Origin of the sequence: Microbacterium sp. NPDC077663 (assembly GCF_044542795.1) — a bacterium.
In the GTDB taxonomy this organism is placed as follows: Bacteria; Actinomycetota; Actinomycetes; order Actinomycetales; family Microbacteriaceae; genus Microbacterium.
The window spans coordinates 403,457-417,188 of record NZ_JBITVE010000003.1; the positions used below are offsets into that span (position 1 = coordinate 403,457).

The 13,732-nt window shown below is 70.8% G+C and carries 13 protein-coding genes; 4 read left to right on the plus strand and 9 right to left on the minus strand.

Annotated elements, in window-relative coordinates:
* The first annotated feature begins 5 nt into the window (after positions 1–5).
* Positions 6–1,205, plus strand: a complete 1,200-nt coding sequence (locus tag ACIGEP_RS14545) for a pyridoxal phosphate-dependent aminotransferase (protein WP_396662342.1) — start codon at positions 6–8, stop codon at positions 1,203–1,205.
* 18 nt (positions 1,206–1,223) lie between these two features.
* Here the strand turns inward: ACIGEP_RS14545 and ACIGEP_RS14550 are convergent, their stop codons facing one another.
* The 4 genes from ACIGEP_RS14550 to ACIGEP_RS14565 are packed head-to-tail and all read right to left on the minus strand — an operon-like array spanning position 1,224 to position 4,055.
* On the minus strand, positions 1,224–2,360 hold the full coding sequence (locus ACIGEP_RS14550) for a UDP-N-acetylmuramate dehydrogenase (protein ID WP_396662343.1): 1,137 nt from the start codon (positions 2,358–2,360) through the stop codon (positions 1,224–1,226).
* Positions 2,360–2,767, minus strand: coding sequence for a MaoC/PaaZ C-terminal domain-containing protein (locus ACIGEP_RS14555; RefSeq protein ID WP_396662344.1), 408 nt, complete (start codon positions 2,765–2,767; stop codon positions 2,360–2,362). Before ACIGEP_RS14555 ends, ACIGEP_RS14550 begins: the two co-directional genes overlap by 1 nt.
* Positions 2,764–3,210, minus strand: coding sequence for a MaoC family dehydratase N-terminal domain-containing protein (locus tag ACIGEP_RS14560; RefSeq protein ID WP_396662345.1), 447 nt, complete (start codon positions 3,208–3,210; stop codon positions 2,764–2,766). Before ACIGEP_RS14560 ends, ACIGEP_RS14555 begins: the two co-directional genes overlap by 4 nt.
* 38 nt (positions 3,211–3,248) lie before the next feature.
* Entirely contained in the window at positions 3,249–4,055 is an 807-nt protein-coding gene (locus tag ACIGEP_RS14565; RefSeq protein WP_396662346.1) for a sulfite exporter TauE/SafE family protein, read from the minus strand.
* An 84-nt stretch (positions 4,056–4,139) separates the two neighbouring features.
* On the opposite strand from ACIGEP_RS14565, the gene ACIGEP_RS14570 reads away from it, so the two are divergent.
* Positions 4,140–5,174: a lactonase family protein gene (locus ACIGEP_RS14570; RefSeq protein ID WP_396662347.1), complete on the plus strand. Its 1,035-nt coding sequence runs from the start codon at positions 4,140–4,142 to the stop codon at positions 5,172–5,174.
* A 6-nt stretch (positions 5,175–5,180) separates the two neighbouring features.
* Here ACIGEP_RS14570 and ACIGEP_RS14575 read toward each other — a convergent pair whose 3' ends face one another.
* From ACIGEP_RS14575 to ACIGEP_RS14585, 3 genes are all read right to left on the minus strand, one after another.
* Positions 5,181–5,738, minus strand: coding sequence for an NYN domain-containing protein (locus ACIGEP_RS14575; RefSeq protein WP_396662348.1), 558 nt, complete (start codon positions 5,736–5,738; stop codon positions 5,181–5,183).
* A 79-nt stretch (positions 5,739–5,817) separates the two neighbouring features.
* Positions 5,818–7,545 carry an ABC1 kinase family protein gene (locus tag ACIGEP_RS14580; RefSeq protein ID WP_396662349.1) on the minus strand — a complete coding sequence of 576 codons (1,728 nt, stop codon included), beginning with the start codon at positions 7,543–7,545 and terminating at the stop codon, positions 5,818–5,820.
* Positions 7,546–7,550: 5 nt separating this feature from the next.
* The gene (locus ACIGEP_RS14585) at positions 7,551–8,162 is read right to left on the minus strand and encodes a PadR family transcriptional regulator (protein WP_396662350.1); all 612 of its coding nucleotides are present in this window, start codon (positions 8,160–8,162) and stop codon (positions 7,551–7,553) included.
* Between the two features lie 246 nt (positions 8,163–8,408).
* Here ACIGEP_RS14585 and ACIGEP_RS14590 point away from each other — a divergent pair, with 246 nt between their 5' ends.
* Entirely contained in the window at positions 8,409–9,446 is a 1,038-nt protein-coding gene (locus tag ACIGEP_RS14590; RefSeq protein ID WP_396662351.1) for a hypothetical protein, read from the plus strand.
* Positions 9,447–9,512: 66 nt separating this feature from the next.
* Here ACIGEP_RS14590 and ACIGEP_RS14595 read toward each other — a convergent pair whose 3' ends face one another.
* Entirely contained in the window at positions 9,513–10,808 is a 1,296-nt protein-coding gene (locus ACIGEP_RS14595) for a M18 family aminopeptidase (protein ID WP_396662352.1), read from the minus strand.
* Between the two features lie 102 nt (positions 10,809–10,910).
* Here ACIGEP_RS14595 and ligD point away from each other — a divergent pair, with 102 nt between their 5' ends.
* Positions 10,911–12,143 carry a non-homologous end-joining DNA ligase gene (gene ligD, locus ACIGEP_RS14600; RefSeq protein ID WP_396662353.1) on the plus strand — a complete coding sequence of 411 codons (1,233 nt, stop codon included), beginning with the start codon at positions 10,911–10,913 and terminating at the stop codon, positions 12,141–12,143.
* On the opposite strand, the gene ACIGEP_RS14605 is transcribed toward ligD, so the two are convergent.
* Complete coding sequence (locus ACIGEP_RS14605) at positions 12,104–13,717, minus strand: DHA2 family efflux MFS transporter permease subunit (protein WP_396662354.1); 1,614 nt, start codon at positions 13,715–13,717, stop codon at positions 12,104–12,106. The genes ligD and ACIGEP_RS14605 overlap by 40 nt on opposite strands.
* Positions 13,718–13,732 lie beyond the last annotated feature (15 nt).

The following is a 13,732-nucleotide window of genomic DNA, read 5'->3' on the forward strand; positions in this document are numbered from 1 at the left end:
GGAGGGTGACCGAACGCGCCCCGCTCTCTCGTAAACTGACCGCCATCGCCGAATCCGCGACCCTCAAGGTCGATGCCAAGGCCAAGGCGCTGAAGGCCGCCGGACGGCCGGTCGTCTCCTACGCCGCGGGAGAGCCCGACTTCGCGACGCCGCAATTCATCGTGGATGCCGCGGCCGAGGCCCTGCGCGACCCCGCCAACTTCCGGTACACGCCCGCGGCCGGTCTGCCGGTCCTGCGCGAGGCGATCGCCGCGAAGACGCAGCGCGACTCGGGCCTCGAGGTGTCGCCCTCGCAGATCATCGTCACCAACGGCGGCAAGCAGGCTGTCTACCAGGCCTTCCAGACGGTCGTGAACCCGGGCGACGAGGTCCTGCTGCCCGCACCGTACTGGACCACCTACCCCGAAGCGATCGCCCTCGCCGACGGTGTGCCCGTCGAGGTGTTCGCCGGCGCCGACCAGGAGTACAAGGTCACGGTCGACCAGCTCGAGGCCGCACGTACCGACAAGACGACCGCCCTGGTGTTCGTGTCGCCCTCGAACCCGACCGGTGCCGTGTACACCGCCGACGAGACCAAGGCGATCGGCGAGTGGGCCCTCGCCCACGGCATCTGGGTCATCACGGACGAGATCTACCAGAACCTCGTCTACGAGGGCGCCCGTTCGGTGTCGATCGTCGAGGCCGTGCCCGAGCTCGCCGGCCAGACGATCCTCGTCAACGGCGTCGCGAAGACGTATGCCATGACCGGATGGCGTGTGGGCTGGATGATCGGGCCCGCCGACGCCATCAAGGTCGCCGGCAACCTGCAGTCGCACCTCAGCTCGAACGTCAACAACATCGCCCAGCGCGCCGCCCTCGCCGCCCTGTCGGGGCCGCAGGACGAGGCGGAGAAGATGCGGCAGGCGTTCGACCGTCGCCGCGGGCTCATCGTGTCGGAGCTCGCCAAGATCCCCGGCGTCGCGGTGCCGAACCCGCTCGGCGCGTTCTACGTCTACCCCGACGTCACGGGCCTGCTCGGCCGCGAATGGGACGGCGTCCGCATCGACACGTCGCTCGAGCTCGCCGACTTCATCCTCGAGCGCGCCGAGGTGGCCGTCGTCCCGGGTGAGGCCTTCGGCCCGTCCGGCTACCTGCGGCTGTCGTACGCCCTCGGCGAGGACCAGCTCCTCGAAGGCGTCCAGCGCCTGCAGCGCCTCTTCGGCTGACGCCGGCGGCGGCCCGGGTCAGAGCTCGACGTCGAAGAGCACCGGCTCGGGCTGCAGCAGCACCCCGAACTCGGACTGCACACGCTGCTGGATCAGCCGCGCCAGCGCGGCGACCTCTTCCGCGCGCGCCCGTCCGCGGTTGGTGAGCGCGAGCGCGTGCTTCGTCGACAGCGACGCCTGCGACCCCGGCAGCCCGAACCCCTTGCGCATGCCGGCCTGCTCGATGAGCCACGCGGCGCTGATCTTGACGGGAGCGGGTCCGGCCGCGCGCGGCGGGATGAATCCGTCGAAGCGGTCGAGCGGGATCACCCGGTCGACCTCCTGCTCGGGCGCCATCGACCAGCGCGGCGCCTCGGGCGGCAGGGTCGCGGCGAACTGCGCCGAGACGATCGGGTTCTGGAAGAACGAACCGGCGCTCCACGTGTCGTGATCGTCGTCGTCGAGGACCATGCCCTTGCGCGACCGGATGTCGAGGACCGTCTGGCGGATCCACGCGAGCGAGACCGCGGCATCCGGCTCGAGTCCCAACGCCGAACGCAGCTGCGCGCCGCGCACCGGCACGTCGCCGTGACCGACCTGCGTCAGCTCCAGCGTGACCGACAGGATGACGGCGGAGCGCTCGGGGACCGACCCGTAGTGCTTCTTCAGCACCGAGGTGCGCAGCCCGAGCCCCAGATCGGATGCCGGAACCACCGAGACATCCCCGGTCGCCTCGTCGATGAGCTCGACCTCGACGAGCGTCTCGACGATCTCCTGCCCGTAGGCGCCGACGTTCTGGATGGGAGCGGCCCCCGTCGTGCCGGGGATGCCCGACATGGCCTCGATGCCGCTGAGACCTGCAGTCACGGTCTGCGCCACGAGGTCGTCCCAGGCGTGGCCCGCCTGGATCTTGAGCCGCACGCGCCCCGGCGTGGGCGAGGGCAGCCGCTCGATGCCGCTCGTGCGGATGAGGATGGCGGTGCCGTCGAACTCGTCGTCGCCGAACAGCAGGTTCGAACCGCCGCCGACGACGAGCCAGCGCTCTCCCGACTCCCACACGTCGCGGAGGGCGTCCACGAGTTCCGCCGTCGTCGTCGCCTCGACCATCCGGCGCGGGGCACCGCCGACGCGCAGCGTCGTGAGCTGCGACAGCGGAACGGGGGCGATCTCGGGCATCAGGATGCCGCGCGGACGCGCACCTGCGCCTTGCCGAGCACGGTCGTGCCGTCGTGCGACACGGTGAGGTCGATGCGCACGGCGTCGTCGTCCACGGCGCCGACCTTCGCGACGACGGTGACGTCGGCGCCGGAGTCCGTGTCGACGACGACGGGGCGGGTGAAACGGACGCCGTAGTCGAGGATGCGGCCGGAGTCGCCCAGCCACCCGACGACCGTCTCGACCGCGAGACCCATGGTCAGCATGCCGTGCGCGAGCACGCCGGGGAGCCCCACGCGTTCGGCGACGGCGTCGTTGTAGTGGATGGGGTTGAAGTCTCCCGACGCCCCGGCGTAGCGGACGAGCGAGGCGCGGGTCAGGTGCACCGTGCGCTCGGCGACGACCTGGCCGATCTCCACGTCGGTCATTCGTCGCCTCCCACCAGCAGGACGGATGTCGCGGTGACGACGTGGTCGCCGGCGGCATCCGTGATCTCGGCCTCACTCGTCACCATCGCGCCCTTGCCGAAGGCGCGGATGCCGGTGACCGTCAGCCGTCCGGTGAGCTCGTCGCCGGCGACGATCGGACGGGTGTACCGGAAGCGCTGCTCGGCGTGGACCACGCGCTCGAGGACGATGCCCGATTCCGGCTCGCTGAGCAGCTGCTGGAGCGTGGCATCCTGGATCACCATCGCGAACGTGGGCGGCGCGACGACGTCTGCGTAGCCGAGGGCACGGGCCGCGTCGGGGTCGTCGTGCTGCGGGTCGGTCGCGAAGACGGCACGGGCGAACTCGCGCACCTTCTCTCGTCCGACGAGGTACGGGGTGGTCGGCGGGAAGACGCGACCTTGCAACTCGGGATTCACGGGCACCGGTCGATCCTACCGCCCGGGCTCGCCGGGGTCCCGGGTCAGCGGGTGCGACCGGCGCGGTGGGCCCGCACCGCCTTGATCGCCAGCTGCACGGCGATGAAGGTGAGGTAGACGGCGAACAGGACGTTGGCGGTGAACGGGTCGACGAGGGTGGCGAGCCACGCACCGAGGGCGGTGGTGGTGCACGCGGCGACGCCGATGACGCCCGCGGCGACGAGGTCGACGTTGTGGCGCCGGAGGTTGCCGATCGTCCCCGAGATCGCGGTCGGGATCATCATGAGCAGCGACGTGCCCTTGGCCACGAGGTCGCTCGTGCCGAAGAGGAACATCAGCGCGGGCACGACGATGACGCCACCGCCGACGCCGAGCAGCCCCGCCATCACACCCGTGACGACACCGAGCACGGCCAGTCCCGATCCTGTGACCCAGGTCAGGGGCAACTCGGCCTCGCGGGAGGGCACCACGATGAAGAGCATCACGATGACGACCACGAGGAAGGCGATGAAGCCCCAGCGGATCGCGTTCTGCGGCAGCCGCGCGAGCAGCCAGGTCCCGATCTGCGCGCCGACGACGGCAGCGGCCGCGAGGATCAGCGCGGGCACCCAGGCGACGGCCCCGACGGCCGCGTACGACACGACGCCGACGGCTGCGGTCGGGACGATCGCCGCCAGCGACGTGCCCGCGGCACGCTTCTGATCGAAGACGAGCAGCGTCAGCAGGAGGGGGACGATCACCGTCCCACCGCCCACACCGAACATGCCCGACATGAGGCCGGCCATCAGGCCGATGCCCAACGCGCCGAGGTAGTAGCGGGGGGTGCGGGAGACGGGGGGCGTCGTGGTCACGAGGCGAGGTCCGACACGAAGCGCATGCCTCGACCCTACTCCCGGGCCGCGGGGCGCCCGGTCGGGTCGGCCTACGATCGAGGTATGTCCCCTTCGCTCGTCCTCGTGGCCAATGCCGGTGAATCGTCGATCAGCACGTTCCGCGTGACGGAGGCCGGCCTCGACCGGCTCGCGGTGACCGCGGGCACCACCGGTTGCTCGAACTTCGCGGTCGATCCCGAGCGCGGCCTCGTCTACGCGTCGGTGAAGGCGGATGACGAGAACCCGGATGCCGGCATCCTCACCCTCTCCCTCGATCGCGAGACGGGTGAGCTCACACCGCTCACCCGGATGTCACTGCCGGACGGCGCGATGAACTACCTCACCCTCACGCGGGACGGTTCGGTTCTGCTGGGTGCGGCGTACTCCGGCGGGTACGGGATCGTGTGCGCCGTCGATGCCTACGGCGTGGTCAGCCCGCCCGCCGCCGAGCTCCGGTTTCCGCGGCTGCACTCGGTGCTCGCCAGCGGCGACGGTCGCCACGCGTACTTCGTCTCGCTCGAGAGCGACCTCATCGCGCAGTGCGCGCTGGGCGACGACCTCACCCTCGCGCCGCTCGACCCGGCGACGGCCGCGGCCCCGACCGGCAGCGGTCCGCGTCACCTCGCCTTCAGCGACGACGAGCAGATCGTGTACGTCCTGACGGAGTTCACCGGCGAGGTGCTGCGCTACCGTCGCGACCCGCAGACCGGCACCCTCGACCTGCTGTCGTCGACGCCCGCCCACGACCCGGCCGAGAAGCTGCGCCACAGCGTCATCGACGAGGACCCCCGCGAGAACCACTACGTGTGGGGCGCGGACATCCACCTCACCGACGGCGTCGTCTGGGCGTCGGAGCGCACCGCGAGCACGCTGGCCGCCCTTCGCATCGCCGAGGACGGCTCGCTCTCGGAGCCGACCGGGTTCGTCGTCACCGAGGACCAGCCGCGCGGATTCGCCGTCAGTGACGACCGCACGCTGCTCGTGGTAGCCGGCGAACGGTCGACGACGGTGTCGCTCTACCGCGTCGACGGCGCCGACCTGCACCTGCAGGGCCGGTACGAGACCGGTCGCGGCGCGAACTGGGTCCGCTTCGCCTGACCGCGCTCAGCGCAGGAACTGCTCCGGGTCGAACTCGTCGATCGGGATGATGCGCACACGCGGCAGCTGCGCATCGAACGCGCCCGCGTCGTACTCGAGGTCGAAGAAGCGGATGCCGGGGATCTGAGCGAACCCGGCGTTGCGGAACTCCTCGAAGCCGAGGACGCCGATGCGGCGCGAGCCGTCGGCGAGGACACCGAGGTCGTCGACGAAATCTCCGTCGTGACTGATGAGAACGACATCGTCACCGTGATCCTGCAGGGCGCGCAGGGTCCGCTGGATGGCGAGGTCGACGACCTTCTCGTCGGGGTCGCCCGACAGCGGCACGGGCTGGTAACCGAGTGCGAGGAGGGCCTGCACGAACGACATCGGCAGGTTGATCGAGGCGTTCAGGAAGAAGAGGCCGCGGGCCTCCTGGTTCCAGCGCTCCGCGACGAAGGAGAGGATCCGGTCCCAGCGCGGACGCTCATCGGGCTGCGGACGCCGTCCGAGGATCGATCCGCCGAGGGTCGCGTCGATGTTCTCGCCGTCGACGAGCACCCAGGTCCTGCGATTGCCGGCCATGCCGCCTCCTCTGCGCGCCGCCATCGTCGGGCCGGTGCGCCCGACTCATCCTAGGCGGCGAGCCCCGCACCGATCCCGCTCACCGGCGGCGGCCGAGGACCCCCGCGAGCACCGCGTGCGCGAGCGGTAGGAGCGACCCCGTCATGAGCACCCCGCCGAGCACCGGATCGTCGGGCCGGATGACGGCACCACCCACGAGGAGCCCGGCGAACAGCAGCCCCGACAGCGTGCGCCGACCCAGGTGCTCCAGGCGCGCGACGCGACGCTCGAGCGCGGGATCGGGAAGCGTGATGCGGTGATCCTCGACCCGGGTGATCAGCTCGTCGACGCGACCGGGCAGGCGCGAGGCGGTCGTGAGCGAGGTCACGGCGCGACGCAGCACGTCGGTCACGGCGTTCCTGCCCTCCTCGCGGACGAGGCGCGACGCGTACGGTTCGACCGCGTCCCACAGATTGAACGCGGGATCCAGCGCGCTGCAGACCCCCGACGTGAGCGACATGGCGCGCACGATGAGGAGGAAGTTCTCCGGCAGCTGGAAGGGCAGCGACCGCACGACGTCCTGGAACTCGATCGCGAAGGCGCGGAACTCCCGGGGGTCGACCTCTCGCAGCTCGGCGAACCCCATCCCGCCGAACCGCGCGAACAGCTGGGTCATGGCGCGTTCGAGCTCGCTCGTGTCGGCGCTCGGCAGCAGGACGCCCACGTCGCGGATGCTCTGGACGAGGGCGACCCCGTCGCGCGCGGCGACGGCGATCATGAGCCGACGGAGACCGGCACGCAGACTCGGTGGGACCTCGCCCATCATGCCGAAGTCGATGAACGTCAGCCGCCACGGCGGGGTCGCTGAGTCTGCGGCATCCGTCGCCTGGAGCGGGGTGACGAAGATGTTTCCCGGATGCGGATCGGCGTGGAAGAAGCCATGCGTGAAGACCTGGTCGAACATGACCGAGGCGAACACCTGCGCCACCTCGGCGGGGTCGATCCCCGCCGCTCGCAACGACTCGTGGTCGGTGATCTTGATCGCCGTGACGTCTTCGAGGGTGAGGGTGCGCCGCGACGTGCGCTCCCAGACGACCGAGGGCACGCCGACTCGGGGGTCGCCGGCGAAATCCGCGGCGAACCGTTCGCCGTTCGCCGCCTCGTGCAGGTAGTCGATCTCCTCGAGGCTCGTCTCGGCGAACTCCTCGACGAGCTGAGGGGCGTCGACACGATCCGACACGATGCGCACGTGGCTGAGCCAGCGGCCGACGCGCCGCAGCGCCGCGAGATCGGTGTCGACGATGCCCTGGATGCCGGGGCGCTGCACCTTGACGACGACGGCGTCCAGCCCGGTCAGGGCAGCATCCTCCGCCGACAGCCGGGCGCGGTGCGCCTGACCGAGGGATGCCGCCGCCACAGGTGCGGTCTCCATCACCGCGAACGCGCGATCGAGGGTGACGCCGAGCTGACCCTCGGCCTCCGCCTTGATGAGCGGGAACGGCACGGCGGGCACCTCGTCCTGCAGCCCCTCGAGCTCCTTCGTGATCTCGGGAGGGAGGACGTCGAGGCGCGACGACATGAACTGGCCGACCTTGATCATGAGGCCGCCGAGGTCGATCGCGAGCGCATGGAACCGTCGGGCGATGCGCTGCATCCGTGCGGACCGGCCGCGCACGCCGATCCACCCGAGACCGATCCTCGGCAGGAACAACTCGAACCACCACGTGGCGGCGAGGGCTCTCGCCGCGAACCGGAGGATGCGTCGGTAGCGCGCCCGCGCGTCGCGGTCGTCGGGAAGGTTCTCGCCCTCCCGACGGCGTGCTGCCACGCGGGTCAGCCCTGCGCGAGCAGGGCGTAGAGCCGGCGGCGGGCCTCGTCGAGGATCTCGACGGCCTGCGCGACCTGCTCCGGCGAGCCCGAACGCGCCACCTGCGCAGCAGCCTGAGCGAGCTCGACACCGGCTTTGGGCAGCGCCGTCGCGCGGTGCGTGTGCTCCTTGTGCGGTGAGGAGGACTCCCACGGAGCCGATGCCGCAGCCTCCTCGGCGACCATCCGACCGGCATCCGTCAAGGAGTAGGTCTTGCGACCGTTCGCCTCCTCCGCGACGATGAGGCCCTCGTCCGCGAGTAGCTGCAGGGTGGGGTAGACCGAACCGGCGCTGGGCTTCCACGAACCGCCGCTACGCGTGTCGATCTCCTGGATGATCTGATACCCGTGCATGGGCTTCTCGGCGAGGAGGGCGAGCACGGCGGTACGGACATCGCCGCGGCTCATCCTCGGCGATGCGGGACGCTGATCGAACTGGGTACGGAACTGTTCGAACGCCTCCATCAGATTGGCGCCGAGGCCGCTGAGGTCGAAGCCCTGCGCCCCCGATCCGAAGCCGCGCCCGCCGCCGCCGAAGCCGCTCGAACCGAAACCCTGCGAGCCGAATGAGCTGTTCAAGGTGTCTCCTCCAGATGGTGACCGATACCCAACGATATATCGTTGACGACACCTCGGGCTCGGGGTCGGGAAGTTCCCAGGGATCGTGATCAGGACTTTTTCCGGAGGGCTCGAGTCCGGGATCGCCCAGGTAACGTTCGGGTAACGCTCAGGAACGTGGGAAAGAGTGGGCGACTCGTGCCCGCCCGAACGGTCACGCGCGCTCCATCGGGGCGTGTCTCGCTACACGGAACCACATCTTTCTGCATGCCTACAGACACTTCATCCACCCCCACCCGCCGCTCCATCCGCACCACCCGCGCTGATGCCCGCCGCCTCCGGCGCCGTCCGGTCCTCGTCCTCACGACGCTGACCACCGCCTTCGCGATCGCCGCGAGCGCGACGGCCATGGCCCCCGCGCCGGCCACGGCACAGCCGGAATCGACCCCGGCGATCGCGCTGGCGTCCTTCACCGAGGCTCTGCCGGATTCGCTGACAGCCGGAGTCGCGACCTCGGTGCCCGCCGCGAAGATCGAGTCGACGCTCGACCGGGCCGACGACGCGGTCGCCGCGTCGAAGAAGGTCACGGCCGACATCGCCGCCTCGAAGCTCGACGTCGGAACAGCCGACACCACGGTTGAGACCGACGACCTCGCGCATGCCGTCGCGGACCTCGAGACCGTCTCCGCTCTGCCGCTGCTCCTCGACACGCGCGACGCGACCACCGCCGTCGAGGCCGAGGTCGCCCAGGTGAACGAGCAGACCGGCGCACTGCAGGGTCGCCTCGATGCGGCCGTCCAGAAGGAGAAGGAGCGCCTGGCGGAGGAGAAGCGCAAGGCTGAAGCAGCCGCCAAGGCCGCCGCCGAGAAGAAGGCCGCCGAGGAGGCCGCCGCGGCAGCCGAGGCCCGCTCGAGCTCGAGCTCAAGCTCAAGCTCGTCCAGCTCCTCGTCGAGCTCGTCCAGCTCCGCCGGTACGTCGAAGCGCGCCGCATCCGGCACCTCGGCCGGCGCCGCACAGTCGACCGCCCGCAGCATGATCGGCAGCTACGGCTGGGGCGACGACCAGTTCTCGTGCCTCGTCTCGCTCTGGAACAAGGAGTCGCACTGGAACTACCAGGCGTACAACTCCTCGAGCGGCGCCTACGGCATCCCGCAGGCACTCCCCGGCAGCAAGATGGGCAGCGCCGGGTCCGACTGGAAGACGAACCCCGCCACGCAGATCGCCTGGGGCCTCGGCTACATCGACGGCCGCTACGGCAGCCCCTGCGGCGCGTGGAGCCACTCGCAGTCCAACGGCTGGTACTGATCCCCGCAGGGCCTCGGATGCCGCGGGTCCCCGACACCTCGTCGGGGACCCGCGGCATCCGTCGTTTCAGGCGGTGAACACCGCCTCGGCGACGCGGGCGAGGTCGTGCAGGTCGGTGACGCCGGCGAGTTCCCGCGCGGAGTGCATCGACAGGATCGGGATGCCGACGTCGACCGTCGCGATGCCGAGACGGGTCGCCGTGATCGGGCCGATGGTCGAACCGCACGGCACGGCGTTGTTGGAGACGAACTCCTGCGAGCCGACACCGGCCGCGTCGCACCAGCGGTGCCACGCGGCGGCCCCGGCACCGTCGGTCGCGTAGCGCTGGTTGGCGTTGATCTTGAGGATCGGGCCCGACCCGAGCCGCGGCTGGACGACGGGGTCGTGCTTCTCGGCGTAATTCGGGTGCACGGCGTGGCCGACGTCGCTCGAGACGCACCACGACGACGCGAGCGAGCGCAGCTGCTGCTCGCGATCCGCCCCCAGGCTCAACTGGATGCGCTCGAGCACGTCGGCGAGGAACGGCCCCGCGGCGCCCGAGCGGGTCGCGGACCCGACCTCCTCGTGGTCGAAGACGGCGAGCATCGCGATGCGCTCCCCGTCGAAGCCCTCGGCTGCACGCGCGAGGGCGACGACACCCGCGTGCACCGAGGCGAGGTCGTCGAGGCGGCCCGAGGCGAAGAAGGCGTCGTCCTTGCCGAACACGGCGCCTCGAGCGGCGTCCGCCGTCACGACGTCGTACCCGCGGATGCGGCTCGCATCGACATCGGCCTGCGCGGCGAGCTCGGCGAGCAGGTCGGCCGCATCGGCGTCGCCCAAGCCCCACACCGGCTGGGTCTGCCGTTGCCGGTCGAGGGCCAGGCCGTCGTTCACCTCGCGGTCGAGGTGGATCGCGAGCTGCGGCAGGCGCAGGAGCGGACCGGTCGCGGTCAGGACGCTCGTGCCGTCGTCGAGGACGAGTCGGCCCGCGAGGCGCAGCTCGCGGTCGAGCCAGGAGTTCAGTAGCGGACCGCCGTAGACCTCGACACCGGCCTGCAGCCAGCCGTGGCTTCCGGTGGTCGGCCGCGGCTTCAGCTTGAGCGCGGGCGAGTCGCTGTGCGCCCCGAAGACGTGCACTCCGGTCGCGGCATCCGCTCCGACCGGGACGATCCAGGCGAGGACCGCACCGTCGCGGACGACGAGGAATCGGCCGCCAGGCTGCGCCGGCCACGCGTCGCGCTCGTCGAGCTCGAGGAAGCCGACCTCACGGAGCCGACGGGCGACCTCGGCGGCGGCGTGGTAGCTGGACGGCGACGCGGCGACGAAGTCGGCCAGGTCGGCAGCGTGGTCGAGCGCGGCCGTGCCGGACACGGGCGTGGACATGGAACCTCCAAGAAGGATGCCGGACGGGACCCTCCGATCGTAGACACCCCGCCCGAGCGCAACCCCGTGGCGCCCCCGGACCGGACCGGGTAGACCGGGCGCATGGCGAAGAAGGACGACGCGGTCACGCTGGAGGTCGGTGGTCACGAGGTGCGGCTGTCGAGCCCCGGCAAGGTGGTCTTCCCCGAGTCGGGCATCACCAAGCGGGATCTCGCCGACTATTACCTCGCCGTCGCCGACGGCGCCCTGCGGGGCGTGGCGAACCGACCGATGGTGCTGAAACGCTTCGTGAAGGGCATCGGACAGGAGGCGTTCTTCCAGAAGCGCGTCCCCGACAACCGCCCGGAGTTCGTCTCCTCGGCGACGCTGCACTACGCATCGGGGACGAGCGCCGAAGAAGCGGTGATCCGGGATGCCGCGGGTCTCGTCTGGGCGGTGGGGCTCGGATGCCTCGACCTGAACCCGCATCCGGTCCGCGCCGACGACCTCGACCATCCGGACGAGCTGCGCATCGACCTCGACCCGATGCCCGGCGTGGAGTGGTCGCAGATCGTCGACGTCGCCTTCGTCGCACGCGACCTGCTGGGCGAGGTGGGACTGGTGGGGTGGCCGAAGACGTCGGGGTCCCGCGGCATCCACATCCTCGTCCGCACCGACGGGGCGCACGATTACGCGCAGGTGCGGCTCGCCGCCCAGGCCTTCGCCCGGGAGGTCGAGAACCGGGCGCCCGGCCTCGCGACCGCGCACTGGTGGAAGGAGGAGCGCGGCGAGAGCGTGTTCGTCGACTTCAACCAGAACGCGAAGGACCGCACGGTCGCCTCGGCTTACTCGGTGCGGCCCCTCCCCGATGCCCGTGTCTCGATGCCGGTCGGGTGGCAGGAGCTGCGGGAGATCCGGCCGGGGGCGTTCACCGTGCAGACGGTTCCGGCGCTCTACGCCGAGCGGGGCGACGCGCACGCGGGCATCGACGAGGCCGCCGGTTCGCTCGACCGACTGCTCGAGCTCGCCGAGCGACTCGGGCCCGCCGAACGCGCACCGCGCGGCGGTGACGGCTCGGGGCGACGGCAGTCGACGATGCCGCTCGTCGAGATCTCGCGCGCCGCGACCAAGGAGGAGGCCCTCGCCGGTCTCGATCGCTGGAAGGGGCGGCACGGGGAGGTCGTGCGGCACCTCTCCCCCGCCGATGTCCTCGTCGACGGCATGCGCGGCTCGAGTTCGCTGTGGTACCGCGTGCGCGTCAACCTGCAGCACGTGCCCGACCTCGAGCGGCCCCCGCAAGAGCCGCTCGAGGTCGACTACGACCCCTGGACCCGCTCCGCCGGCTCGGACTCCTGAGACTCCTCGGGCCTGCGCCCGGAGCCGAGGGCGAAGGTCGCGCCGAGGCCGATGACGAGGAAGCCCGCGGCGGTGAGCGCCGAGGCCCGGGTGCCGTCCGAGAACGCGGTGCGCGCAGCATCCGCCACCTGCGCCTGCGACGGGTCCGCTTCGAGACCGGCGATCGCGGCGCCGGCGGAGTCGACGACGGCCGAGACGACCTTGTCGGCCTGAGCGGCGGGCACCTCGGCGTCGTCGAGCGCGGACGCGAGCACGCCTCCGGTCGTCGTGAACAGGACGGTGCCGAGGATGGCCACGCCGAGTGCCGAGCCGACCTGGCGCGCGGTGGACTGCATGCCCGACCCCTGACCGGACTTCTCGACCGGCACGTCCTGCAAGATCACGCCCGTGAGCTGCGCCGTCGCGAGTCCGACGCCGAACCCGTAGACGGCGAGCGCAGGGATGAGCCAGCCCCAGGCGGAATCCGGTCCGATGATGAAGCCCGCCCAGGCGATGCCGATGATCTCGGCGAGGATGCCGACCCGTACGACGACGACCGCCGGGACCTTGCCGCTGAACGCTCCCGCGGCACCGCTCGCGACGAACGATCCGCCGGCCAGGGCGAGCAGGAGGAAGCCGACCTGGAGCGCGTCGAAGCCGAGGACGAACTGCAACCAGAGGGGCAGCGCCAGGATGAGGCCGAATTCGCCGAGCGAGACGACGAGGGCGGCGATGTTGCCGTTCCGGAACGAGGAGATGCGGAGCAGCGAGAAGTCGATCAGAGGGTCCCGCCCACGGCGGCCGCGGCGCAGTCCCCACCAGACGAACAGCACGAGCGCGACGAGGGTGATCGCGAAGGCGAACGGGATCGGCGAGACGGTCAGCGGCCACTCCCAGCCGCCGATGGTGAGACCGTCCTCGGCCGTCCACCAGCCGAAGCTGCGCCCTTCGATGAGGCCGAAGACGAGGGAGCCGAAGAGAATGACCGACAGGAGTGCTCCGACGCCATCGATCGACCGCTTGCGTGTCTCGCGGGACTCCGCGACGGTCAGCAGCACGCCGACCACGATGATGATGCCGAGGGGGACGTTGATCCCGAAGGCCCAGCGCCACGAGAAGGCCGTCGTCAGCCATCCGCCCAGCAGCGGCCCGACGGCCGCCATGCCGCCGATCGTGGATCCCCATACGGCGAAGGCGATGCCGCGCTCGCGTCCGCGGAAGGTCGAGTTGATGAGCGAGAGGGATGTCGGCAGGATCATCGCGCCGCCGACGCCCTGCACGAATCGGGCGAGGATCAGCAGCTCACCGGTCGGTGCGAAGCTCGCCAGCACCGACGAGGCGGCGAAGATCGCGACGCCGAGGAGCATGATGAATCGGCGGCCGAATCTGTCCGCGAAGGCACCGAACAGCAGCAGCAACGAGGCGAAGACCAGGGTGTAGACCTCCTGCACCCACTGCACCTCGGTCGAACTGATCTTCAGCTCCTCGACGATCGAGGGCACCGCGACGTTCACGATCGTCGAGTCGACGATGATGAGCGAGACGGCGACGCTGATGAAGACGAGTCCGAACCACCGCCGGGAGTCCTGCGCCATGAGATTTACCTCGCT

What these genes read in the sequence shown, in the direction of transcription:
- ACIGEP_RS14550 (WP_396662343.1), bottom strand. Translation starts at nt 2,360, where the DNA reads ATGCCCGAGATCGCCCCCGTTCCGCTGTCGCAGCTCACGACGCTGCGC.
- ACIGEP_RS14575 (WP_396662348.1), bottom strand. Translation starts at nt 5,738, where the DNA reads ATGGCCGGCAATCGCAGGACCTGGGTGCTCGTCGACGGCGAGAACATC.
- ligD (WP_396662353.1), top strand. Translation starts at nt 10,911, where the DNA reads ATGGCGAAGAAGGACGACGCGGTCACGCTGGAGGTCGGTGGTCACGAG.
- ACIGEP_RS14555 (WP_396662344.1), bottom strand. Translation starts at nt 2,767, where the DNA reads ATGACCGACGTGGAGATCGGCCAGGTCGTCGCCGAGCGCACGGTGCAC.
- ACIGEP_RS14590 (WP_396662351.1), top strand. Translation starts at nt 8,409, where the DNA reads ATGCCTACAGACACTTCATCCACCCCCACCCGCCGCTCCATCCGCACC.
- ACIGEP_RS14595 (WP_396662352.1), bottom strand. Translation starts at nt 10,808, where the DNA reads ATGTCCACGCCCGTGTCCGGCACGGCCGCGCTCGACCACGCTGCCGAC.
- ACIGEP_RS14605 (WP_396662354.1), bottom strand. Translation starts at nt 13,717, where the DNA reads ATGGCGCAGGACTCCCGGCGGTGGTTCGGACTCGTCTTCATCAGCGTC.
- ACIGEP_RS14570 (WP_396662347.1), top strand. Translation starts at nt 4,140, where the DNA reads ATGTCCCCTTCGCTCGTCCTCGTGGCCAATGCCGGTGAATCGTCGATC.